The organism is Microbacterium tumbae, assembly GCF_054780175.1.
On sequence record NZ_BAAGWV010000001.1, the window covers coordinates 497,979 to 521,526 of the forward strand.

The 23,548-nt window shown below is 70.4% G+C and carries 23 protein-coding genes; 8 read left to right on the forward strand and 15 right to left on the reverse strand.

Annotated elements, in window-relative coordinates; translation table 11 throughout:
* Positions 1-43 precede the first annotated feature (43 nt).
* The 3 genes from ACYVGQ_RS02325 to ACYVGQ_RS02335 form a co-directional block, all read right to left on the reverse strand.
* Positions 44-742, reverse strand: coding sequence for a YdeI/OmpD-associated family protein (locus ACYVGQ_RS02325; protein ID WP_460782895.1), 699 nt, complete (start codon positions 740-742; stop codon positions 44-46).
* 106 nt (positions 743-848) lie between these two features.
* Positions 849-1,895, reverse strand: coding sequence for an LLM class flavin-dependent oxidoreductase (locus ACYVGQ_RS02330; protein WP_460782896.1), 1,047 nt, complete (start codon positions 1,893-1,895; stop codon positions 849-851).
* Positions 1,896-1,971: 76 nt separating this feature from the next.
* Positions 1,972-2,649 (reverse strand): NADPH-dependent F420 reductase, encoded by a 678-nt coding sequence (locus ACYVGQ_RS02335; RefSeq protein ID WP_460782897.1) that lies wholly within the window; start codon positions 2,647-2,649, stop codon positions 1,972-1,974.
* A gap of 71 nt (positions 2,650-2,720) precedes the next feature.
* Here ACYVGQ_RS02335 and ACYVGQ_RS02340 point away from each other — a divergent pair, with 71 nt between their 5' ends.
* From ACYVGQ_RS02340 to ACYVGQ_RS02350, 3 genes are all read left to right on the forward strand, one after another.
* A complete protein-coding gene (locus tag ACYVGQ_RS02340) occupies positions 2,721-3,185 on the forward strand; it encodes a MarR family winged helix-turn-helix transcriptional regulator (protein WP_460782899.1) in 465 nt (154 codons plus the stop codon).
* Between the two features lie 52 nt (positions 3,186-3,237).
* Positions 3,238-3,648, forward strand: coding sequence for a VOC family protein (locus tag ACYVGQ_RS02345; RefSeq protein WP_460782900.1), 411 nt, complete (start codon positions 3,238-3,240; stop codon positions 3,646-3,648).
* Positions 3,649-3,768: 120 nt separating this feature from the next.
* Positions 3,769-5,208, forward strand: coding sequence for an MFS transporter (locus ACYVGQ_RS02350; protein WP_460782901.1), 1,440 nt, complete (start codon positions 3,769-3,771; stop codon positions 5,206-5,208).
* A gap of 395 nt (positions 5,209-5,603) precedes the next feature.
* Here ACYVGQ_RS02350 and ACYVGQ_RS02355 read toward each other — a convergent pair whose 3' ends face one another.
* Positions 5,604-5,999 (reverse strand): hypothetical protein, encoded by a 396-nt coding sequence (locus tag ACYVGQ_RS02355; protein WP_460782902.1) that lies wholly within the window; start codon positions 5,997-5,999, stop codon positions 5,604-5,606.
* A gap of 215 nt (positions 6,000-6,214) precedes the next feature.
* Here ACYVGQ_RS02355 and ACYVGQ_RS02360 point away from each other — a divergent pair, with 215 nt between their 5' ends.
* Complete coding sequence (locus ACYVGQ_RS02360; RefSeq protein WP_460782903.1) at positions 6,215-6,694, forward strand: MarR family winged helix-turn-helix transcriptional regulator; 480 nt, start codon at positions 6,215-6,217, stop codon at positions 6,692-6,694.
* 12 nt (positions 6,695-6,706) lie between these two features.
* On the opposite strand, the gene ACYVGQ_RS02365 is transcribed toward ACYVGQ_RS02360, so the two are convergent.
* The 3 genes from ACYVGQ_RS02365 to ACYVGQ_RS02375 form a co-directional block, all read right to left on the reverse strand.
* Positions 6,707-7,645 carry a serine hydrolase gene (locus ACYVGQ_RS02365; protein WP_460782904.1) on the reverse strand — a complete coding sequence of 313 codons (939 nt, stop codon included), beginning with the start codon at positions 7,643-7,645 and terminating at the stop codon, positions 6,707-6,709.
* A gap of 118 nt (positions 7,646-7,763) precedes the next feature.
* Positions 7,764-9,725 carry a M13 family metallopeptidase gene (locus tag ACYVGQ_RS02370; protein ID WP_460782905.1) on the reverse strand — a complete coding sequence of 654 codons (1,962 nt, stop codon included), beginning with the start codon at positions 9,723-9,725 and terminating at the stop codon, positions 7,764-7,766.
* Positions 9,726-10,012: 287 nt separating this feature from the next.
* Positions 10,013-10,546: a DnaJ family domain-containing protein gene (locus ACYVGQ_RS02375; RefSeq protein ID WP_460782906.1), complete on the reverse strand. Its 534-nt coding sequence runs from the start codon at positions 10,544-10,546 to the stop codon at positions 10,013-10,015.
* 120 nt (positions 10,547-10,666) lie between these two features.
* Between ACYVGQ_RS02375 and ACYVGQ_RS02380 the strand changes: the two genes are divergently transcribed.
* Complete coding sequence (locus ACYVGQ_RS02380; protein WP_460782907.1) at positions 10,667-11,983, forward strand: MATE family efflux transporter; 1,317 nt, start codon at positions 10,667-10,669, stop codon at positions 11,981-11,983.
* Between the two features lie 24 nt (positions 11,984-12,007).
* A complete protein-coding gene (locus ACYVGQ_RS02385; protein ID WP_460782908.1) occupies positions 12,008-12,868 on the forward strand; it encodes a hypothetical protein in 861 nt (286 codons plus the stop codon).
* Positions 12,869-12,897: 29 nt separating this feature from the next.
* On the opposite strand, the gene ACYVGQ_RS02390 is transcribed toward ACYVGQ_RS02385, so the two are convergent.
* The 5 genes from ACYVGQ_RS02390 to ACYVGQ_RS02410 form a co-directional block, all read right to left on the reverse strand.
* On the reverse strand, positions 12,898-14,649 hold the full coding sequence (locus ACYVGQ_RS02390; RefSeq protein WP_460782909.1) for a choice-of-anchor G family protein: 1,752 nt from the start codon (positions 14,647-14,649) through the stop codon (positions 12,898-12,900).
* Complete coding sequence (locus ACYVGQ_RS02395) at positions 14,636-15,325, reverse strand: hypothetical protein (RefSeq protein ID WP_460782910.1); 690 nt, start codon at positions 15,323-15,325, stop codon at positions 14,636-14,638. Before ACYVGQ_RS02395 ends, ACYVGQ_RS02390 begins: the two co-directional genes overlap by 14 nt.
* 47 nt (positions 15,326-15,372) lie before the next feature.
* On the reverse strand, positions 15,373-16,038 hold the full coding sequence (locus tag ACYVGQ_RS02400; RefSeq protein ID WP_460782911.1) for a signal peptidase I: 666 nt from the start codon (positions 16,036-16,038) through the stop codon (positions 15,373-15,375).
* Positions 16,039-16,066: 28 nt separating this feature from the next.
* On the reverse strand, positions 16,067-16,741 hold the full coding sequence (locus ACYVGQ_RS02405) for a SipW-dependent-type signal peptide-containing protein (RefSeq protein WP_460782912.1): 675 nt from the start codon (positions 16,739-16,741) through the stop codon (positions 16,067-16,069).
* A gap of 133 nt (positions 16,742-16,874) precedes the next feature.
* Entirely contained in the window at positions 16,875-17,489 is a 615-nt protein-coding gene (locus ACYVGQ_RS02410) for a TrmH family RNA methyltransferase (protein WP_460782913.1), read from the reverse strand.
* Between the two features lie 292 nt (positions 17,490-17,781).
* On the opposite strand from ACYVGQ_RS02410, the gene ACYVGQ_RS02415 reads away from it, so the two are divergent.
* On the forward strand, positions 17,782-19,041 hold the full coding sequence (locus ACYVGQ_RS02415; protein ID WP_460782914.1) for an Nramp family divalent metal transporter: 1,260 nt from the start codon (positions 17,782-17,784) through the stop codon (positions 19,039-19,041).
* Positions 19,042-19,054: 13 nt separating this feature from the next.
* Complete coding sequence (locus ACYVGQ_RS02420) at positions 19,055-19,687, forward strand: metal-dependent transcriptional regulator (protein ID WP_460782915.1); 633 nt, start codon at positions 19,055-19,057, stop codon at positions 19,685-19,687.
* Positions 19,688-19,862: 175 nt separating this feature from the next.
* Here ACYVGQ_RS02420 and ACYVGQ_RS02425 read toward each other — a convergent pair whose 3' ends face one another.
* From ACYVGQ_RS02425 to ACYVGQ_RS02435, 3 genes are all read right to left on the reverse strand, one after another.
* A complete protein-coding gene (locus ACYVGQ_RS02425) occupies positions 19,863-20,891 on the reverse strand; it encodes an ABC transporter permease (protein ID WP_460782916.1) in 1,029 nt (342 codons plus the stop codon).
* Between the two features lie 26 nt (positions 20,892-20,917).
* Positions 20,918-22,417, reverse strand: a complete 1,500-nt coding sequence (locus tag ACYVGQ_RS02430) for a sugar ABC transporter ATP-binding protein (protein WP_460782917.1) — start codon at positions 22,415-22,417, stop codon at positions 20,918-20,920.
* Between the two features lie 75 nt (positions 22,418-22,492).
* Positions 22,493-23,536: a substrate-binding domain-containing protein gene (locus ACYVGQ_RS02435; RefSeq protein WP_460782918.1), complete on the reverse strand. Its 1,044-nt coding sequence runs from the start codon at positions 23,534-23,536 to the stop codon at positions 22,493-22,495.
* Positions 23,537-23,548: the final 12 nt, after the last annotated feature.

Genomic DNA, 23,548 nt, shown 5'->3' on the forward strand with positions numbered 1-23,548 from the left:
GGCGCGGCGATGCCGCAGCATCCCTCATTCTATCCGCGTGCCCTCACTGTCCTTCTGCACCCGCCACGGCCGATGCGACGCGCGCGGCCTCGGAAGCGCGCACCAGCCATGCGGGCGCCTTCCCCGGGCGGGCGAAGGGCACGAGGCGCCCTGCCGAGCTGTCGGCCACGAGCTGCTCGGCACGGCGGATGCGCGTCTGCGGCTGCCTGGCCGAGGCGATCCAGTGGCGCACCGCCTTGCGGTAGCCGGGTGCGGCCGCGTCCAGGAACGCGCGCGTCGCCGCGGAAGCGTCGATGATCGCCTCGACGCCGGAGTCGAGCTCCGCCGCGTCGCTCTCGTGCGAGTAGACGCCGGTGCGCTCGACGCTGCGCGCCTCGTACGCCGCGATGCCCGCGGGCGTCATCCTCCCCTCGGCGAGGAGCCGTTCCACGTGAGCGACGTTGACCTTCGACCAGGTGCTGCCCGGTCTGCGGGGTGTCCACCGCTGGCGGCGCCGATCGTCGTCGATCGGCTGCGACACCGAGTCGATCCAGCCGAAGCTGAGCGCTTCGGGGACCGCATCCGCCCAGGTCAGCCCGCGATCGGGCACGTGGGCCCTGCGCACCTCCATCCACAGCTCGGCCGCACTCGCGTGGTGCTCCTCGAGCCAGGCGCGGAACGTCGCGGCATCCGGGAAGAACACGGCCGGCTTCTCGACCGGCTCCGCTACGCGCCCCGGCGTCGTCATCGCGCTCTCGTCCATGCCGACCAGGATGCCGCACCCATCCGACATCGGTGCCCGCGTGGATGTTCTCAGGGGGACGTCTCGTCGGACGCCCGAGCACGCGACCGGACAGGCGGCGCCGCGGCTACTCCCTCGCGAGGAGCCGCTCGACCCGCGGCTTCACCTCCGTCGCGAGGAGCGTGATCGACTCCAGGTAGTGCTCCTGAGGGAGGCTGAAGAGGTCCATCTGGAGGAAGTGGCGCATGTGCCCCATGTGCCGGTGCAGGTCGACGATGCGCTCGGCGACATCGTCCGGGTCCCCGTAGTAGTAGGCGCCCGGTCCGTGCGCCTGGGCGTAGAACGCGTCGATCGGCGGAACGGCGTCCCATCCCCGGCGCTCGCTCATGACCGCGTTCATCCGCTTCCAGCCGGGGAGGGCGCGATCGAGCGCCTCCTGCTTCGTCGGCGCGACGAGGCCGAGGGCGGCGACGGACACCCGGATGCTCTCGGAGGGATGCCCCGCCTGAGCGGCCGTGCGGCGGTACAGCTCCGCCAGCGGCGCGAAGCGCGCCGGCGCGCCGCCGATGATCCCGTAGGAGAGCGGCAGCCCGAGCCGGCCGGCCCGCACGCTGGACGGCGCGCTCCCTCCCGTGCCGATCCAGATCGGCAGCCTCCCCCGGAAGGGACGGGGCACGACCTCGAGGCCGTCGATGGCGGGACGCACGGTTCCCCGCCAGGTGACGCGGGCGTCGTCGCCGGCGTCGTTCGCGGCGAGCAGCAGCTCGATCTTCTCCTCGTAGAGGCGCTCGTAGTCGGCGAGGCTGTAGCCGAAAAGGGGGAACGACTCGGTCGAGGAGCCGCGGCCGGCGGTGATCTCCACCCGGCCGCCGGAGATGGCGTCCGCGGTGGCGAACTGCTGGAAGACGCGGATCGGATCGTCCGTGCTGAGCACCGAGACGGCGCTGCCGAGCCGGATCCGCTTCGTCGCCCCGGCCGCGGCGGCGATCATCGCGCCGGGCGACGACGCGGGCATGTCGATCGTGTGATGCTCCCCGACGCCGAAGAAGTCCAGGCCGAGCCCGTCTGCGAGCAGGATCGCGTCGAAGAGGTTGCGAATCCCCTCCGCCGTGCTGCCGAGAGATCCGTCTTCGTCCATCGGGGTGTCGCCGAAGCTGTAGACACCGAGTTCCATGCTGAGTCCTTCTGTCGTCTGTCGTTCTGTCATCCGGCCTGCGGCGCCGATGCTCGAGGGTGCGTTCCCGGCTGCCTCAGCAGCCCGAGATCGCGAGGTCGGCCTGCTCGGCGACGAGCGTCTTCGCCTCGGTCAGCGCGCGCCGCATCCCCGCTGCGTCGAGGGCGCCGGCGAAGATCGGGGTGCCCGGCTCGAAGGCGATGCCGGATGCCAGGGTCCCGGCGTGCACGGGATCGAAGCCGAACCGGTCGAGGAGCTCGTGGACGGCGGCGGCCGCATCGTCGTGATCCGTCGCGTAGGCGAGGGCGCGGCGTCCTCCACGGGCGTCGCGACGGGCGTCGTCCTCGAGCTCGTGGTAGCCGATGTGATTCAGCGCCTTCACGACGCGGGCGCCGGCGAGGCGCTCCGCGACGATCTCGCTCGTGCCGCGCGGATCGTCGTCGAACTCGCCGAGGACGCCGTCGATCGGCGCCCAGTGGTTCATGACGTCGACGACGATCCTCCCGTCGAGGGTCGCGGGGCCGACGGTGCGGAACCTGTGCAGCGGCACGGCGAGCACCACCAGATCGGAGCCGCGGACGGCGTCCGCCGCCGTCATCGGCACGGCCCCGGGGATCACGATCTCGGCCAGCAGGGCGATGTCCTCGGCCGCCCCTGAGCCTGCGACATGCACCTCCAGCCCGGCCGCCAGGGCGGTCCGGGCGACGGCGGCTCCCACTCGCCCCACGCCGAGCACGGCGATCGTCGTCAGCATCCGCGAACTCCTTTTGTTGACACATCAACCAGAATAGCGACATTCGATGACATGTCAACTAAACTGGCGGCATGGAGAACGTGACGGCGGCGAGCGACCAGCGCGCCTGGGAGTCGTACCAGCGCATGCGGGTCCTGCTCTCCGGGCGCATCGCCCGCGAGGTCACCGCCGCGGCGGGGCTCTCCGAGGCGGACTACGACGTGCTCTCGGTCCTGGCGAGGCAGAGCGAGCCGATCCGGCCGACCGCGCTCGGCTGCGGGCTCGACTGGGAGAAGAGCCGCCTCTCCCACCAGCTGCGCCGCATGGAGCAGCGCGGCCTGATCCTGCGCGACTCCTGCATCGACGACGGCCGCGGCCAGGTGGTCTCGATCACCGCGGCGGGGCGCGAGGTCCACGAGAAGGCGAAGATCGCCCACGACGCGGCCGTCTGCCGCTACGTCACGGACGTGCTCACCGCAGAGCAGCTGGATCGGCTCCAGGAGATCGCCGAGACCGTGCTCCCGCACCTCGAGGAGCCGCACGGCGCCCGCGCCTGACGCCCCCGTCGTCCGACTGCGCGATGTCGGATGCCGGTGCGACACTGCCGTCATGGAACAACGCGTGAGCTTCATCACCCTCGCCGTCGCCGACGTCGCGCGCAGTCGCGCGTTCTACGTGGACGGTCTCGGGTGGGAGCCGATCTACTCCGGTGACGACGTGCTGATGCTCCCTGTCGCCGACCGGCTCATCCTCTCGCTGTGGTCGATCGACGGGTTCGCCGAAGAGATCGGCGAGCCGCCGGCATCCGGCATCGCGCCGCTCACTCTGTCGCACAATCTCGCCACGCCCGCAGAGGTCGACGACGTCCTCGCCGAGGCGGCGCTGCTCGGTGCGCCGGTGAGCGCCGGCCGGCAGCGCGAATGGGGCGGATACTCCGGCTACTTCGCCGATCCGGACGGATTCCGGTGGGAGATCGCCGTGAACCCCGGTGAGACCGGCGAGTTCGTACTGCCGCGCTGATCGGGCGACGTCCTCCGGGCGCCGCCCGATCGCCGGAGCGTCGCGGCGATCGACGATATGGGCGGACCGATTCGCCCCGATCCGACCCTGACCCTGTGCGTATGCCGATAGCCTTGGCCGGTGGGTGCGAACGAGGACAGAGCCAGGAAACGTCTCTCCCGGACCCCGCCCCGATGGGCGACCATCGCCGTCCTGGCCTTCGCCGGTCTGTGCTCCTCGTTCATGTTCACGCTGGTCGTGCCGCTGCAGGCCGACCTTCCCGCTCTGCTGGACGCCTCCCGCGAGGACACCACCTGGGTCGTCACGATCACGCTGCTCGTCGCCGCGATCGCCACTCCGATCTCCGGCCGCCTCGGGGACATGTACGGCAAGCGACGCGTCGTGGTCGTCCTGCTGGCGCTGCTCATCCTCGGATCCGTCATCGCGGCCGTGTCCGGATCGATCGTCGGCGTGATCATCGGCCGCGGCCTGCAGGGCGGCGTCACCGGTGTGATCCCGCTCGGGATCGCGATCATGCGCGACATCCTCCCGCCTCAGCGACTGGGGACCGCCGTCGCGCTCATGAGCGCGACCATGGGCGTCGGAGGAGCGGTCGGGATGCCGCTGGCGGCCTATCTCGCCCTGAACGCCGACTGGCACGCGCTGTTCTGGCTGGCCGCCGGCCTGGGGCTCGCCGGACTCGTGCTGGTCTGGATCTTCGTCCCGGAAGACGTCCTCCGCTCCCCCGGGCGTCTCGACGTTCTCGGCGCGATCGGGTTGGCGATCGGCCTCACCGGCATCCTGCTGTTCGTCTCCCGAGGCGCCGAATGGGGCTGGACAGCGCCGCTGACCCTGCTGTGCATCATCGGCGGCATCCTGGTGCTGCTCGTGTGGGGCTGGTACCAGCTGAGGACCAAGGACCCGCTGCTGGATCTGCGCGTCGCCGCGCGACCGGCCGTGCTCTTCACGAACATCGCCGCGATCGGCATGGGCTTCGCCCTCTTCTCCTCCAACGTGACGTTCCCGCAGATGCTGGAGCTGCCGGTCGAGACCGGATCGGGCTTCGGCCTGGACATGGTGGCCGCCGCCTTCGTCGTGATGCCGGCGGGACTCGTCATGATGGTGATCTCCCCGCTGTCGGGCTGGCTGGAGCGCACGATCGGCCCTCGGCCTCTCTTCACCGGCGGCGCCTTCGCCATCGTGCTCGCCTATGTGTTCGTCCTGCTGTGGTCGACGGAGGTCTGGCACATCCTGGTGGCGAACGCGCTCATCGGCGTCGGCATCGGGTTCACCTTCGCCGCGATGCCGATGATCATCATGCGCTCGGTCCCGGCGAACGAGACCGGCGCCTCGAACGGCCTGAACGCCCTGTTCCGCTCGGTGGGGACCTCCAGCGCCTCCGCCGTCATGGGCGGGGTGCTCGCGGCGATGAGCATCGAGGTCGACGGGGTCGCCGTCCCGACCCGCGATGCGTTCGAGGTGTGCTTCTGGCTCGCGATCGCCGCGGGCATCGTGGCCGTGGTGCTGTCGCTGTTCATCCCTCGGCAGCGGGCCGTCGAGCAGCATCCCTCCTTGCCCTGAGATGCCGCCCGCCTGCTCGCTGCTTCCCCGACACTGCTGAGCCCCGCGTCGCGCTGCCCTTTCCAAGTGGCGCTGCCCATCCCCGAGTCACGCTGCCCTTCTCCGAGCGGCGCTGCCCATCCCCGAGCCGCGCTGCCCTCATCCCTGAGCCGCGCCGCCCACCCCGGAGTCACGCCGCCCATCCCCGAGCCGCGCTGCCCTCATCCCTGAGCCGCGCTGCCCATCCCCGAGCCACGCCGCCCTTCTCCGAGCGGCGCTGCTGATATCCGAGCGGCGCTGCTGATCTTCGCAGGCGCTGTCGCGATACCCGCCGCGGCGGCGCAGAGCAGCAGCGCGACCGGTGTTCGGCCGACCGGTGTTCGGGCGCACGGACGACGGACAGCGGGCGGCTCGGGTCAGAACACGCGGGGATCCGGATCCGAAGGACGCGGAGGACGCAGATGCTCCGGCAACGGCCAGGGCAGCACGAGCGGTTCGGATGCCGGGCGGCTCATGTCTCCGAAGTCGTCGGCCTTCACGACGATGCGGCCGATGCGGCCGGCATCCGTCGGTGTGACCTCGACGATGCGGACGCTCAGCGGACGCTCCGACTCGCCTTCCAGCATCCAGGGGTCTGCGAGCCAGGCGAGTCCGTGCTGCTCGAGCGCCGCCTCGGCGTCCAGCCAGTCGACGGCGTCGGTGATCCGGCGACCGAGAACGTCCACGGCGACCCAGCCGTCGTCGGAGGGGCGGATCCAGCCGAGCAGCTCACCATCCTCGCGGCGATGCGGCGTCCCGTCGTGAATGGTCATGACCCGACACTACCGGGGCGCATCCGGATGCCGGCCGTCGACGGTTCGGGGGCCGGCACACCAGATGCAGGACGGAACGGCCGAAACGGCCCGTCAGATGACGTCTCGGCCCCCGAACTGTGCGAAACCGGCGGCGCTTGCACCCGAACCGTGCGGAACCGGCGGCGCTTGCCCGGGGCAGCCGCACAGACCCCGAGGCGGGACAGAATAGGGGCATGACCGGAAAGCTCACCCGGATGACGGCTGAGGAGTCCCGTGCGTGGATCTCGCTCATCACGACGGCCGAGCTCCTGCCCGCCGCCCTTGATGCGCAGCTGCAGCGGGACGCGCATCTCACCCACTACGAGTACATGCTCCTGTCCGCCCTGATGCGCGGCGGCGCGATGCGTCTGAGCGATGCAGCCGCGGCGACGAACGCGACGCTGCCGCGCGCGTCGAAAGTCGTGAGCCGGCTGGGGGAGCGCGGGCTCGTCGAGCGTGAGGAGGATGTCGCCGACCGGCGCAGCGTACGGATCCGCCTCACCGGCGAGGGCCGTCGGCAGACCGTGCTGGCGACGCCCGGCCACTTCGACGTCGTACGCCGCCTGGTGCTCAACCGGTTGAGCGAGGAACAGCTGCAAGCGCTGGGCGACGCCCTCGCCCCGATCATCGACGGACTCGATCCGCAGCGCCGCTTCGGGCCCCCGCAGGACTGACCCGCCCCGGACTCAGTGCGTGTACTCCATCAGCTCCATGCCCAGCACCCGGAACGCATCATGGGCGCGCAGCCGGTGGGCGATGGAGAGGTCGTCGAAGCACGCGATCAGAGCGTAGGAGATCCCCGCCCTCGGTCCCGCCAGCACACCGGCCTCGGCACGGACGCCGCGGTCGCGTCCGGTCTTGTTGATGAACAGCAGCCCGTGCTGATCGTGATCGTGAGCGAAGGGATCGAGCCCCGTCGGCGCTGCGACCAGGCTCAGGTCGTGGTTGAGACTCAGCCACTCCGACACCTGCGCGCTGACGGCGGCGTCCACCACCTCGGAATTCACCAGCGCCGAGAACAGCCCGGCCAGCTCGCGCGTCGATCCGACAGCGACCTGCGGAGCATCGTCCGGCCCGCGACGGTCGCGGAAGCGATCGAGCATCGCGGTGCGCGTCAGGCCGAGTCCCTCGATGCGCTCCCGCACCCTCTCATGCCCCACGCGCTGCAGCAGGGCGTTGACGGCGATCGGATCTCCGGCGGTGGCCGCCAGCACGGCCAGGTCGACCAGCGGAAGCGCCGGAGCCCGCAGGTTCCGCCAGAGACCGGAGGTCAGCACCTGCTCGACGCTGGAGCGCTCGACGATCTCGAGCGGATCCAGCGTTCCGTCCTCGAAGCCCGCGGCCACCTCGATGAGCAGTGGAACGACGCCGAGGCCTGCGATGGGCATCGTGACGTGGTCGTCGCCGGACAGCACGTGCTCGCCGCTGTCGAGGTCGACCACGTGCACCGAGACCTGCGCCCCGGCATCCACGAGCTCTTCGAGAGCGCGCAAGGTCGACGTGAAGGAGCGGCGCCCGACAGCGGCGCGGCGCGGCAGGCGCCGCGTGCTGCGCTGCGAGCGGCGCAACGTCGTCGAAGGCGGGCCTTCGACGGGTTCAGGAACCGAGGGGAGGGGGGAGCCCACGGATTTTCCTTCCCAGAAGGATAAGGATGCGGAGGGGCGCTACCGGGGGGCATGCTCCCCAGCAGCACGGCTATCGTAACCCCCGCCCGGTGTCACGATCACCCGATCGGGCGATTGCTCACCAGATCGTCACCCGATCCTCAGCCGGGAGGTGCAGCGCGTCCTGCTCGCCGACCTCGAAGGCCTCGTAGAAGGCGTCGATATTGCGCACGATCTGGTTGCAGCGGAACTCGTTCGGCGAGTGCGGGTCGATCGTCAGCAGACGGATCGTCTCGGCATCCCGGCTCTTCTGCTGCCAGACCTGCGCCCAGGAGAGGAAGAGCCTCTGCACGCCGGTGTAGCCGTCGATGACCGGCGCCTCTACCCCGCCGAGAGAGAGCTCATAGGCCTTCAGCGCGATGCCGAGGCCGCCGAGGTCACCGATGTTCTCACCGATCGTGAGCGCTCCGTTGACGTGATTCTCCGCGTCGAGGCCCAGGGGTACGAGAGCGTCGTACTGCGCGATCAGGGACTTCGTGCGCTCCTCGAAGGCCGTCCGGTCGGCATCCGTCCACCAGTCCTCGAGCTTGCCGTCTCCGCCGTAGCGGCTGCCCTGGTCGTCGAAGCCATGGCCGATCTCGTGGCCGATGACCGCTCCGATGCCGCCGTAGTTCGCGGCCGCGTCGCGCGAGGCGTCGAAGAAGGGATACTGCAGGATGGCCGCGGGGAACACGATCTCGTTCATCGAGGGGTTGTAGTAGGCGTTGACCATCTGCGGGGGCATGTGCCACTCGTCGCGGTCGATGGGCCCGCCGATCTTCGCGAGGTTGCGGTCGTGCTCGAAGATGTTCGCCCTGCGGATGTTGCCGAAGAGATCGTCGGCGACGATCTCCAGGCTCGAGTAGTCGCGCCACACCTCGGGATGCCCGACCTTCGGCGTGAAGGCGTCGAGCTTGGCGAGCGCCTTCTCGCGGGTCTCGGGGCTCATCCACTCCAGCTCCGCGATGCTCTGCCGGTACGCCTCGATGAGGTTCGCGACGAGCTCGTCCATCGCGGCCTTGGCCTCGGCGGGGTAGTGCCGCTCGACGTAGACCTTGCCGATCGCTTCGCTGAGCGCGCCCTCGGTGACGGAGACGCCGCGCTTCCAGCGCTCTCGGATCGTCGGGATGCCGCTGAGCTCGGTGCCGTAGAAGGAGAAGTTCTCCTGCACGATGTCGTCGGTGAGGTACGGGGCCGCCGCATGGACCACCTGGGCGCGCAGCCAGGCCTTCCAGTCGTCCAGGCGTTCGGCGTCGAGCAGCGAGCCGAGGCCTTCGAAGGCGCTGGGCTGGGCGACGACGACCTCCGAGAGGACGCCCGGGTCGGTCGCCACGGCATCGCGCCAGGGCGAGAGGTCGACGCCTGCGAGGGCGATCAGGTCTTCCCAGGTCTTCAGGTTGTAGGTGGCGACGGCGTCGCGGCTGCGGACGTTGTCCCAGTGATGCGAGGCGAGCTCGGTCTCGAGGGCGAGGACGCGCTCGGCATCCCCCGCGGCATCCGCGACCCCCGCGAGGCCGAGAAGGCGCTCGAGGTGCGCACGGAAGGCGACGCGCGTGGACGCGAAGCTCTCCAGGCGGTAGTAGCTCTCGTCCGGCAGGGACAGGCCGGACTGCACGAGGAACGGCACGTAGCGCTCAGGATCGCCGGGATCCCCGTCGACGTACAGGCCGATCAGGTGGGCGCGGCCGTCGCGCTCGTAGACGCCGGCGATGCGGAGGAACGAGGAGACGGAGTCGATCGCGTCCACCTCGGCGAGCGTCCCGGCGAGGGGCTCGACGCCCGCGGCCGCGATGCGCTCGGTGGCCATGAAGCTCGCGAACAGGTCGCCGATCTTGCGGGCGAGGGTGCCGGCCTCGGCATCCTGCGACTCCTCGATGATCGCTCGGACGTCCTTCTCGGCCTGCTCGGCGAGGAGGTGGAACGATCCCCAGCGGGCCTTGTCCCCTGGGATCTCGGTCCGATCGATCCAGCTGCCGTTGACATGGCGGTAGAGGTCGTCCTGCGGGCGGATCTCGGAGCTGAGGTCATCGGTGGCCAGGCCTGCGGGAAGAGCGTCAGTCATGACAGACAGCCTACGTCGCGGCGCCGACGGGGAGGACGCCCCACTCCACGGGTCGCGTGGCGGCGTGCGGAGCTCCTGCAGGTCGGGTCGTTGCGGTTCATCCGTCGCGTGGCGACGTGCGGAACTCCTGCATATCGGCATCCGAGGTCGCGGCGAATCGCTTCATCCCGGCCTTCCCGACATCTGACGCTGCGGGAACGCAGGAGTTCGGCACGCCCCTCACGCGGATTCACGTCGCGCGGCAGTCCCACGAGCCGAGCCGAGCCGCGCACGCCGGTCCCTGCCGATCAGGCGAACCAGCGGCGCCGGCGGCGCGGTCTCTCGGGCTCCGGCGCGGGGGCGGGATGCGAGGCGCGACGCTGCTGCCACGCGGTGACCTCGGCATCCACATCCCGGGTTCGCGTGACGACGGGAGGTCCGCCCTGGAGCTGCCGCCTGGCCTCGATCACGCGTCGGTTGAAGTCCTCGAGGACCGCACGGACGTCGTCCTCCCGGGAGAGGCCGTCGATCTGCTCGTCGAGCTCGCGATCCTCGACGCGGAGCATGAGAGCCGGCGGGCCGAGTCCCGTGAGGTTCTCGTTCTCGATCTTGCGGCGGATCCACCAGTCCGGATCATGATGCGCGCCCAGGCCTTCGATGGGCTTGCCCGCACCGGGGAGATCGTCGAAGTCACCGCGGCGGATGGCGACCTGGATCGCGCTCTCCACGAACTCGTGCTTGTTCTCGGCGGTGAGCGTTACCGGCGCCGGCTTCGGCTCCGCATCGGGCTCACCGGTCTGCCTCGCCCCGTATCGGGCCGCATTCCCACGGGGATCGCTCATCGTCCGCCTCCGGTGCCTGTCCTTCCACCCTATGACGTCTCGTGCTGTGCCGTCTCGTGACGGCGGGGACAGGAGACCCCGGCGCGTCATCGCACCGAGCGCCGCGGATAGGCTCGAAGCGTGAACGCGAGCCTCAACCGGGAGATCCTGCGCCTCGCCGTCCCCGCACTGGGCGCCCTCGTCGCCGAGCCCGCGTTCCTCATGGTGGACGCCGCGCTCGTCGGACACCTCGGCACGACTCCCCTGGCGGGCCTGGGCATCGCGAGCGCCGTGCTGCAGACCATCGTCGGGCTCATGGTGTTCCTCGCCTACTCCACGACCCCTGCCGTCGCACGCCGCTTCGGCTCCGGCGATCACAAGGACGCCGTCTCGATCGGCATCGACGGCATGTGGCTCGCGCTCGGCCTCGGCGCCGTGCTGGCCGCCGCCGGGGCGATGTCGTCGTCCTGGCTGGTCTCCCTCTTCGGAGCGCCGGAGGCCGTCGCGGCGCAGGCGGAGACGTACCTGTCGATCTCGATGTGGGGCCTTCCGGCGATGCTCATCGTGTTCGCCGCCACCGGGCTGCTGCGCGGCATGCAGGACACCCTGACGCCGCTGTGGATCGCCGGTCTCGGCTTCGGCGCGAACGCCGTGCTCAACTGGCTGTTCATCTACCCGCTGGGATGGGGGATCGCCGGTTCCGCGGCGGGCACCGTGACCGCCCAATGGGGCATGGTCGGCGCGTACGTTCTCGTCGTCGGACGCCTGGCGCGCAGGCACCAGGCGTCCGTACGTCCCCACCGGGACGGCGTCCAAGGATCCGCGCGCTCGGGCGGCTGGCTGTTCCTGCGCACCGTGAGCCTGCGGGTGGCGCTGCTCGCGACCGTCGGCGTCGCCACCGGCATCGGCACGGGCGAGCTCGCCGGCTGGCAGGTGGTCTTCACGATCTTCTCGGCGGCGGCCTTCGCCCTGGATGCTCTCGCCATCGCCGCACAGGCGCTCATCGGCCGGGGCCTGGGCGAGGGCGATGAACGCCTGGTCCGGCGCGTGCTCGCCCGCACGGTGGCGTGGGGAGCCTGGTTCGGCGTGATCGTCGGCATCGTCATCGGCGGACTGTCGGGGCTGATCGGGCTGGCCTTCACCGGCGATGCGGCGATGGCCGCGCTCATCCAGCCCGCGTTGATCGTGCTCGCCGTCGCGCAGCCGATCGCCGGTGTCGTGTTCGTGCTCGACGGCGTGCTCATGGGCGCCGGGGACGCGAAGTACCTGGCGATCGCCGGAGGGCTCAACCTCGTGCCGTTCCTCCCGGCGTTGTGGATCGTCTCGCTCACCGGCGTCGACGGCACGGCGGGGCTCGTCTGGCTCGCCGTCGCCTTCTTCGGCGTCTATCTGCTGGCGCGGCTGGTCACCCTCGGCTGGCGGGTGCGGACGGGCGGATGGCTGACGGCGGACGTCTGACGCGGAGTACGCCAGGATGGACCTGTGACCGGAGGACAGAGCTGGCCGGCCGATGCCGACGACGTCGTGCGCTGGGCGCGCGCGATGCTGCAGAGCAGCGATCCGGAGGTCTCCGTGACGGGACTGGATCGCGTCCGCGTCCGCGCCGAGCTCGACGGCTCCGATCTGACCTCGTTCCTCTGGGACGCGACGGACGTATCGCTGGAGCTGCAGGCGGGCGACGGAGCCGGGCATCCGGCCTCCTCCCTCCCGCGTCCGGAGCCGACCGTCGTCCGGCGTCGGCCCGGGAAGGCCCGTTCCGTGCGCTTCACGGCGCAGCCGCTGCGGCTCCAGGAGGTGGCGATCTCCTTCGACGCACAGCTGACGCACCTGCCGATCGCATGGCTCGTGCATGAGGCGCCCACCGATCCCGATGTCCCGGAGAGCGTCCATGGCCTCGAGGCGGACGGCGACGGATCCGGCCGCCTCGAGCTCTGGATGCGTGCGGACGACGTCGGGACGCTGGCGGCGGCCCTGATGCGACCTGCCCTCGCGGCATCGGGCGTCTCGCTTTCGCGTCTCATCCTCCGCGTGGCACAGGACGGGGAGGACGGCATCCGGATCTCCGGGCGCGCCGGCGTCCGATGGAAGCTGCTGCGCGCCTCCGCACGGGGCGAGGCGCGTCTCGGCGTGTCGCCCGACGGCGTGGTCGCCGTGCGGGATCTGCGCATCTCGAGCGTCAATCCGCTGATCGCCGTCGGGTTGCGGATAGCCCGCAAGGCGATCCGCACGGCCATCGGCCGCAGCCACGACCTGAACGGGGAGCTCCCGGGCGACGGTTCACGCCTGCACGACGTCCGCGTCACCGTGCGTGAGGAGCTGCGCATCTCGGCGCAGTGGGGTTAGCCGCTGCGCCGGCGTGCGGACGAACCGGATCAGTAGCCCTGGCAGCTGATCGGCGCCTGCGCGAGCGAGCAGACCCTGCCGACGGATCCGCGGCCGAGATAGAGGCGCACTTCGGAATCGCCCGCCGCCGCGAGCACTCCGATCCGGAGCGCCGCGACGTCATATCGGCCAGGCGGCAGTGCGGCCCAGTCCCCGGGTTCGGCCGATCCGGCGAGCGGATCGTTCTGCGCGTTGACGGTCAGTGAGACGACACCGTCGAGATACAGGGTGCTGTAGACGAGGGTGACGACGTCGGCGACCGCGGCGACCGGCGCATTCAGCGTTTGAGTCAACGAAGCGACGGTGGGCAGAGCGCCGTGGATGAGATCGGAGACGAGGCCGCCCACCCCGGAGGTGAGCGCGCTCAGCACATTGTTGAGCAGAGATGTGCTGATGATGCCGAGCACTGTCGCGTCCACGGTCGCGTCGACGTTCTCGAGATCCGCCAGCGGCGCGGCGAGCCCGACGGCGATCCTCGCGAGCGGCAGGCCGAGCGGCCCCAGGATGATCGTCGCATCGAGCTGCACCTGGATGTCGTCGATGGCCGCCTGCAGCGCGCTCTGGACGTCCAGCACCCAGTCCGCGAGCGCATCGGTCGCCGCCGAGGTGAGCGTGGTGAGGATGTCGGGGTCGGAGAACAGGTTCGTGTTCGGGGCGAGCCCGTTCAGGTCGGCTCGCCCGGTCTCCCCGTATGCCTTGCCGAGCAGCGCCGCCGTGTCGATCGTGATCGCACCCGCCGGCAGGTCGATGCTCACAATGGCGTCCTCGTCCGCGATCGTCGTCGTCAGAAGCGCAGAGACATCGGAGAGGTCGATCGTGAGGGCGAGCGTGTCCACCGTCACGCTGCTGCTGATGAGGCCGAGCAGAGGCGTGATGAGCGCGTCGATCGAGCTTGCGATGGTCGTCTTCAATGTGGTCTGCAGGCCGTTCACGGTCGTCTGCAACGAGGAGACGGTCCCGCTCAGCGTGGTCGCCAGGGTCCCGACCGTCGGTGAGGTGACAACGGTCTCCGCCGAGGAGACGAGATACTCGCGGGTGAGCGACTCTGCGAGTGCCGACGTCCCGGACCAGGCCGTCTCGCATCCCTCGAGCGTCGCCCGTCCGGCGACGGCGCCGACCTCGAGCGACACGTCCGTCACGTCGGCCAGCAGGCCGGCGACGGCGGGATTGATCGAGGAGAGCAGCCTCGAGAGCTCGAGCGTCGCGAGTTCCGGATAGCCGTTCTCCTGCGCGAGTCCCATACCGCCGGAGTCCGTGACGTATCCGCCGGCGCCGGCGGATACGCCCGAGTCCTGCGCCTGCCCGAACTGGCCGAGCACACCGGTGCTGCTGTCCAGCGGCAGCTGCAGGAGGCCGTTGCCGAGATCGAGGTTCACGGCGCTGAGCGCGGTGACGTTCAGCGAGTTCGCATAGGCGTCGTCCCCTGTCGCCGGGTTCGCGCCTGTCGGAGCGACCTGCGCACGGCTGCCGTCGTTCGTGACCTCGACGCCGGACGCCTCCGCCAACGTGTCCAGGTCGACGCCGAGCAGCGATCCGCTCAGCGCCCGTCCTTCGCCGCGTGTCGCGAAGGCGCCCTGCGGCGCATCGCAGTCCACCGCGGCGAAGGCCGCGCTCGTCCACTCCGCATCGTTCCAGGATGCGTTCGTGGCTCCGATCTGGACGACGAGCGCCGTCGCGATCGGAACGGCCACGGCCGAGAGGGCGCGGCGGAGCCGGACGCTCCGGCGGTCACGCGTGCTCACGGTCGCTCCTCCGTGGGACACGGCGCCAGAGCGCGGCGCTGAGTCCTAGGCCCAGCATCCCCGTCGCCAGCATGATCACCGGCACGAGGTCGCCCATGTCGGCGCCGGTTGAGGCGAGGCCCGGCTCGTCGGGCGCCTCTCCTTCCGCGTGGAGTCCGACGCCGATGCGGGCGGATGCTCCGGCCATGGCATCCGGAGACGCCGAGGCCGCCACCCCCAACGTCACCAGGACGTATCGCGGCGCACCGCGGCGCAGATCGGCGAGCGGGTACGTCTGGACGTCCTCACCCGCGGCGACTGCCGCGAGCGAGGTCTCCGGGAGAACGGCCTCGGCCTGCGCCTCGCAGTGCGGCGCGGCGGCGCCGATGACGAACTCCGACGAGCATCCGGTCACACTGACCGTCATGCCGCCCGCTCCGATCAGCTCCCCGGCGGCATGCAGCTCGATACGGAGCGTCGCATCGTCGGCGTCGTCCAGCGATACCTCGATCAGCCAGTGCTCCGTGTCCCCTGGTCGCAGATCGCTCCAGGCAGGGAGACCAGGATCGCTCCGCAGCGACAGATAACCCGCGCGGCCGGTCTCGGCGACCTCGGTCCAGGCTGCGGACGCCTTCGCGACGATCAGAGCGGAACCGGCCGCCACGAGCAGCGCGAAGACCACGGCCAGCACAATCACCGCGCTCCTCCCGCCTGCGGCGCGCTCGCCGCCGCCCGCCCTCCGGATCATGCCCTGGCCCCCGCCTCTCTCCGCTCCCGCCGCGTCTGCGGTGGCGGGACGGCGGTTGCTTCATCGCGCACAGGCATCCCGGCGACCGGTCCGGCATCCTCGTCGGCGTCCGTCTCCGCGTCCGCGTCGTCTCGGCGTCGCCTCGGCCAGAACGCCCACGTCGCGAGCGCACCGGCGAGGACGGTCAGCGTCCCCATCCCCAACGGGGACTGGATCAACATCAGCGCCGCTCCGATCCCGGGAATCGCGAAGAGCACCCGCCGCGCCTCATCCACCACATACGGCTTCAGATCGACGGACTCGTTGTCGTCGCCCTTGAGGATGAGCTCTCTCGCATCCGCGGGGATGCCCTGGCTACTCGCCTGCGCAGGATCCCGGGCTTCCACGACACGATGCGTCACCGGGAGCTCCTCGCCCTCGCGCAGCACCGTGACCACGTCGCCGACCTCGATCTCGTCCGCTCTCACGGGCAAGGAGACCGCGACGGAGCCCTGCGGCATCGTCGGGCTCATCGAGCCCGTGCGGAAGGTGATGAGCGTCGCCCCGGTGAGCGCCGAGAACACGAACCACCCGGCCATCACGAGCACCGCCACGACGAGAAATGCCGTGACGGTGCTCGTGATGAGCCGGTGGACGACGCGCACGGCCGTACCCGCCATCATCCGATGCTCAGCCCCGCTTCGCCGGACGTCAGGACACCGACTCCGACGCGAACTCCCAGGCCGGTGCGATCGTCCTGCCCTGAAGCGTGTCGGGGGAACCCGTCGGAAGCGTGATGGCGAAGCAGTAGTGCTGGGTCGAGCCGGCATCGGCGGCGAGCGACTGGGTCGCCGACGCGACGGTGCCGAGAGCCGCGTCGGTCACGATCTGCGTCCAGCCTGTCGCGACGAAATCGGCTTCGCAAGCGGTCGGAGCGGCCGCACCGGCAGCGGTGTAGACGGAGACACGCACGGCTGCGAACAGATCGCCGTCCTCGTCGTCGATCGTCGCGTCTGCGGCCGCGACAGCACCCTGCAGTTCGACGGTCGCACCGAGCGAGACCTCGTCCGTCTGGAGCGCGACGGGCGCATAGACCGTGTCACCGGGCGTCAGTGCCAGGGCGCCGGGCGAGAAGAGCAGCTCGCCGCCGGGGTTCGCCTCCTCGTTGACCCATGCGGCCTCGTCCACATCCGGATCCGTGTTCTGCAGGACCTCGAACGCGCTGGTGCCGAGGCCGGGGTCACCGTCCACGCCGCCCCACACCCATTCCGAATCGTTCCAGCTCGCCAGCGTGTAGGTCGCTCCGACCCCCACGACCAGCAGGCCAACCGCAACAGCGGCGATCTTCCTCTTGCGGCCCCAGGGCGCGCTCGACTGTGCCTTCATGTAATAACCCCTTCATCATGGGGAGCGCTCCTATGGTGCTCGGCCCCTCAGCCTTTGCTCCCGCTGAGATCAGAATGGCGCACCTCGGAAAGCAGGACAATAGGCAATATTCCGGGCCTGAGGTCCGCACCGCTCAGGCGTGCCGCCGACACCACTCGTACATGATCACGGCCCCGGCCGCGCTCGCGTTGATCGAACGGGTCGACCCGTACTGCGTGATCTCGATGTGCGCGGATGCCGCGGCGAGCGCCTCGGGAGAGAGCCCGGGGCCCTCCTGGCCGAACAGCAGCACGCACCTCTCCGGCAGTTCGGCCCTGTCGACGGGGATCGCGCCCTCGACGTTGTCGACGGCGACGATCGGTATGCCAGCCTCCGCCGCCCAGGCCGCGAACGCGGCGACGTCCTCATGGTGCACGATGTGCTGATAGCGGTCGGTCACCATCGCACCGCGCCTGTTCCAGCGGCGCCGGCCGATGATGTGGACGGTGTCGGCGAGGAAGGCGTTGGCGCTGCGCACGATCGAGCCGATGTTCATGTCGTGCTGCCAGTTCTCGATCGCGACGTGGAACGGATGCCGTCGGGTGTCGAGGTCGGCGACGATCGCCTCCATCCGCCAATACCGGTAGCGGTCGATCACATTGCGGGTGTCTCCGTGCTCGAGCAGCTCGGGATCGAACTGCTCGCCGGCCGGCCGCTCCCCCTCCCAGGGACCGAGGCCATGCGTACTGCGTTCCGGGGTCTCGCTCACCTCGCAAGGGTATCCGGCCGCGCGTCGTCGCCGTCTCGCCGCGCGCCCCTCCGCACCGCCCGCACGTCGCCCATGCCGAGCTTCGCACCGGCTGGAGAACGTCCCCCGCGGACCTCGTGGGACGCCTTCGAGCCGGCTCCCCGCTTGGCGCCGGACGACTCGCCGGGACGGAGGCCTCTGTCCCGGCGGGAGAGCCGGAGGACGGGTCCGCACGAGGACTGCCCGAGCGACGCCGGATCACGAGGTCAGACCGCCCCCTTTAGGCGGCCCGAACCCGCGGTAGTGTTTCGGTGTGCCTAAAACTCCTCGAATCGACGGCGCGCAGCCCACCGGGTCCAGCGTCCGACGCGGCATCCTGCTGCTCGGCCCGGCACTCGTCGCCGGCGTCGCCTACCTCGATCCGGGGAACGTCGCGAGCAACATGACCGCCGGCGCCCAGTACGGCTACCTGCTCGTCTGGGTGGTCCTCGCGGGCAATGTCATGGCCTGGCTGATCCAGTACCTCTCCGCGAAGCTGGGCGTCGTCACCGGCCAGAGCCTCCCCGAGATCCTCGGCCGGCGCCTGCGGCGCCCCCTGGCCCGCCGGGCGTACTGGCTGCAGGCGGAACTCGTCGCGATGGCCACCGACCTCGCCGAGGTCATCGGAGGCGCGGTCGCCCTCAACCTGCTGTTCGGCATCCCGCTCCTCGCGGGCGGCATCATCACCGGCGCCGTCTCGATGGCCCTGCTCGCCGTGCAGAGCAGGCGCGGCCCCCGGCCCTTCGAGTTCGTGATCATCGGCCTGATGGCCATCATCACGGTCGGCTTCGTCGCCGGCGTCTTCATCGCACCGCCCGACCCGGCCGCCGTCGCCGGCGGCATCGTGCCCCGCTTCGAGGACACCGGATCGGTGCTGCTGGCCGCCTCCGTCCTCGGCGCCACGATCATGCCGCACGCCATCTACGCGCACTCGGCGCTGAGCCGCGACCGGTTCGCCGCAGGGAGCCGCGACGCGGGACGCATCCGCACCCTGCTGACGGCCACGCGCTGGGACGTGTCGATCGCGATGGTCATCGCCGGCTCGGTGAACCTCGGGATCCTGCTGCTCGCCGCCGCGAACCTCGCAGGCATCGAGGGCACGGACTCGCTCGAGGGCGCGCACGCGGCGCTCGCGACAGGCCTCGGCCCCGTCGTCGCCGCCTTCTTCGCGGTGGGCCTGCTCGCCTCCGGGCTCGCCTCGACCTCCGTCGGCGCCTACGCCGGAGCGGAGATCATGCACGGGCTGCTGCACGTCCGCGTCCCGCTGCTCGCGCGGCGACTGGTCACCCTCATCCCCGCACTCGTGATCCTCGGGCTGAACGTCGACCCGACGATCGCCCTGGTGCTCAGCCAGGTGGTGCTGTCCTTCGGCATCCCGTTCGCGCTGATCCCGCTCGTGGCGCTCACGGCCCAGAGGCGCACGCTCGGCGCCTGGACGAACCGGGTCTGGACGACGGCGGCGGGGATCATCGCATCCGTGCTCCTGATCGCCCTGAACGCCGCCCTGCTCTTCCTCGTCCTGACGGGGGCCTGAGTAGTCTGGGAGCGTGGCATCCCCCGCAGCTGACGACTACCTGAAGACGGTGTACGCGCACACCGAGTGGCAGGACGCCCCGATCACCCCCTCGGTGCTCGCCGCGAAACTCGGCATCGCGCCGTCGAGCGTGACCGAGATGGTCAAGAAGCTCGCCGCCGCGGGCCTCGTCTCGCATGTGCCGTACGGGGCCGTGCGGCTGACGGATGCCGGAACCGCGCGCGCTCTCGCGATGGTCCGCCGGCACCGCCTCATCGAGACCTGGCTGGTGCAGGAGTTCGGCTATGCCTGGGACGAGGTGCACGACGAGGCGGAGGTGCTCGAGCACACCATCAGCGATCGACTGCTGGAGGGCATCGACGCCCGCCTCGGCCGGCCGCGCTTCGATCCGCACGGCGACGCCATTCCTGACGCTGACGGCACCGTCGCCCGCGAGCCCTTCGTGCTGCTCGGCGACGCTCCGGCGGATCACGAGGGCCGCGTCCTGCGAGTCGACGACCGCGAGCCCGCGGTGCTGCGCGCCCTCGAGGCGTGCGGCATCGGGGTGGGCTCCGTGATCCGGATCGCAGACCCCGGCGTCCTCCTCGAGGGCGCTCTCATCGAACTCCCCGACGGAGCGGACGAAGTCGTCTGGCTCAGCGCCTAGCAGTCCGTCTGCCGCGCCTCGCGCGTCCGTTCTGCAGGACCGCCTCTCCGTTCTGCAGGACCGTTGGCGAGCACACCGCCGTATCGGCGGCGTGTCACGCCGCCGGCGGGCCGCTCGTCCTGCATAACGCGAGCTCGTCCTGCAGAACAGACGCGTGTGGCCTGCGCAGGATGCCTCAGCCGGGAATGCCGATCCGGCGCTCGCCGGAACGCAGCTGCTGGATCACCACGGCCACGACGAGCAGGGTGCCCTGGGCGACGTTCTGCCAGAAGGTGTTCACGCCGAGCAGCGTCATCCCGTTGGTCAGCACACCGAGGAGGATCACGGCGAGGATGGTGCCGGTGACCGCTCCCTTGCCGCCCTTGAGCGCTGCACCGCCGAGAGCTGCAGCCGTGATCGCCTGCAGTTCCAGCCCCTCCGACCCCGAGATGGGCTGTCCGGAGCCGGTGCGCGCCGTGATCAGGACGCCGGCGATCGCGGCGACGGCGCCCGTGACCATGTAGACGCCGATGATGTAGCGGTTGATGTTGATGCCCCCGAGACGCGACGCGATGTTGTTTCCGCCGACCGCGTAGATGTTGCGCCCGATCGTCGTGTAGCGCAGCACGACGTGGGCGAGGGCTGCGACGAGCACGAGCACCCAGATGAGGGTCGGGATGCCGAGGATCGCGCCACGGGCCAGGAAGACGAAGAACGGGTCGGCCCCGGTGTAGCCCTGAGCCCGGCCGTCGGAGATCAGCTGCGCCACGCCCTTGAACGCGGCGAGCGTCGCGAGCGTCGCGATCACGGGGTTCACCCGGCCGAACACGATGATGCATCCATTCACCAGGCCGCAGACGACGCCGATCGCGATCGCGCCGAGGACGCCGAGCGCAGCCGATCCCGTGGCGGTGAACACCATCGCGGAGACCACGGATGTCAGGCCGGCCAACGACCCGACCGAGATGTCCAGGGCGCCGAGGATGATGACGATCGTCTGCACGACCGCCAGCAGGCCGACGATCGCGATGGCGGTGCCGATCACGCGCAGGTTCGCGGCCGTGAAGAACAGCGGGTTCTGCAGACCGATGATCGCCACGACCAGCGCGATCGCGATCAGCAGCGAGATGTTCTGCACGCCGACGACGCTCACGAGGGAGCGCAGGGACGAGCGTCCCGTCCGGTCGGCCGCGTTCTCGACGACGGTCCGTTCAGCGGTGGTCACGGTGGCTTTCCTTTCGTTTGCGGCGCTCATGCCGCGACTTCCTCGTCCATGGCAAGCGCCAGGATGCGCTCTTCGGTCGCCTCGGCCCGCGGTAGCTCCGCGACGATGCGACCGCCGTTCATGACATAGATGCGGTCGGAGACGCCGAGCACCTCCGGCAGCTCGCTGGAGACGACGATGACGCCGACGCCCTGATGCGCGAGCTCGTCGATGATCCCGTAGATCTCCGACTTCGCCCCGACGTCGATGCCGCGGGTCGGCTCGTCCAGGAGCAGCAGCGTGGGCTCCGTGGCGAGCCAGCGCGCCAGCACGACCTTCTGCTGGTTGCCGCCGGACAGGTTGCCGACCAGCTGCTCCGCCGAAGGCGTGCGGATGCGGAGCCGCTCGATGTACCGCTGGGCGAGCGCGCGCTCGGCGCGCGCCTTCACGAAGGTGAGGCGCGACAGGGTGCGCAGGACGACGAGCGCGGCGTTGTCGCGCACGGAGCGCTGCAGCAGCAACGCCTCCGCCTTGCGCTCCTCGGGGGCGAAGCCGATCCCGGCTCGGATGCTGTCGGCCGGCTGGCGGATGCGCCGTACGTCCCCCGCCACCCTGATCTCGCCCGAGGAGATGGGGAAGTCCCCGGCGATCGTCTTCATCAGCTCGCTGCGCCCCGCGCCGACGAGACCGGCGATGCCGACGACCTCGCCGGCGCGGAGGGTCAGATCGATGTCGTGGACGAGGTCGTTGGTCACGCCGCGCAGCTCCAGCACGACGTCGCCGAGCGGAGCCGGGTCGCGGCGGAAGAACTGGCTGAGGTCCCGGCCCACCATGAGGCGGACGAGCTCGTCGTTGTCCGTCTCTCCGACGAGCTTGGTGCCCACGAAGCCGCCGTCGCGGAGCACGGTGATGCGGTCCGCGAGCTGGAAGATCTCTCCCATGCGGTGCGAGACATACGCGATCGCCACGCGGTCCGCCTTCAGCCGCCGGATGAGCTGGAACAGGATGTCGACCTCCTCATCGCCGAGCGACGAGGTGGGCTCGTCGAAGCAGATGATGCGCGGGCCGCTCACGACCGCGCGCATGATCTCCACGATCTGGCGCTGCGCGGGTGCGAGCTCGGATCCGAGGGCGTCCGCGCGGATGGCGCGGTCGAATCCCCATCTCTTCAGCTCCGCCCTCGCTCTGGCGACGACCGCGCGCCGGTTGAAGGCGAACGTGCCGAGGGCGCCGACGAAGATGTTCTCCGCGACGGACACCGCCTCGATGATCTCGGGCTCCTGCGCGATCACGCGCAGACCCGCGGCGCGCGCATCGGCGGGATCGGAGAACACGACCGGCTCGCCGTCGATGATCAGGGCGCCGTCGTCGGGGCGGAAGTCCCCGTTGAGGATCTTCAGCAGCGTGGACTTGCCCGCGCCGTTCTCGCCCATGAGGGCGGTCACCTCTCCGGCCCGCAGCTCGAGCTCGACTCCGCGCAGCGCGCGCACCGCGCCGAAGCTCTTCGTCACACCTGTCGCGCGCAGCGCGATCTTCTCCTCAGACACGTCTCTCCTCTCGTGGGCGGGCTCGCGAACGCATCGGGGCGAGGAGGGGCCTGCCCTCCTCGCCCCGGCATCCGATCAGGTGCAGACGACCCCGGCCTCTTCCCAGTTGCTCGCGTCGACGATCTGCGTGTCGGCGATCGTCTGGGGCGGAAGCGGCGTGCCGTCGCGCAGCAGCGCGACCATCGAGTTCACGGCGGCCTTGCCGACCTCGATGCCCGAGATGTACAGCGCCGCCTTGTTGCCGGTGTCCTGCCCGGCGTTCCAGTCCTTGCACGTGAGGTAGGCGCCGAGCCCGACGCCGATGATGTCGGCAGGTGCCACGCCGGAGTTCTGCAGCGCCGTCACGACGCCCGTCTCGCTCTCGTCGTTGCAGCCCCACACGATCCAGTGCTGCACACCGGAGTTCGCGGTGATGACGGCGCCCGCCTTGTCCTGAGCGTCGGTGACCGAGTTGTCGGTGCCGACGTCGATGATCTCGGGCGCGTCGTCGATCGCCTCGGTGAAGGCGGTCTGCGCACCCTCGACGCGCTGCTGGCAGACCGAGAGGTCCTCCTTGTAGGCGGAGAGGATGCGGGTGTCGGCCGCCGTCCAGCCGGCCTCCTGGTACTGACGGGCAGCCTCTTCGCCGACCTGCTCGCCCATGGAGATGCCGTCGAACCCGGTGAAGGGCACCGGGTTCCCGGCGCCATCCTCGATCGTGTCGTCGGCGGCCATGATCGGGATGCCGGCGTCATCGGCGAGCTGGATCACCTGCGGGCCGATCTGCTGGTCGGGCACGACGATGATGATCGCGTCGACCTGCTGCGCGATCGCGGCCTCCACCTCGGAGATCGCCTTGTTCGAGTCCGTTCCGAGGTCGACCGCATTGATGGTGACGCCGCCCAGGGCGTCCGCGGCATCCCGCGCACCCGTGACCTCATCGATGAAGTACTGCTGATCGCCCTGCTTCTGCAGGAAGGCGATGGTCAGGTCTCCGTCCTTGGGTGCGGACGACGCCGCTCCGGGCGGCGGCGTCTCCATGCCCGAGGAGCATGCGCTCAGCACCGCGAGCGAGAGCGCTGCCGCTCCCACCGCGCTCGCAGCGCGAATCCATCGTGACCGCTGTGTCGTCATCTTCATCCGCTTTCCTTA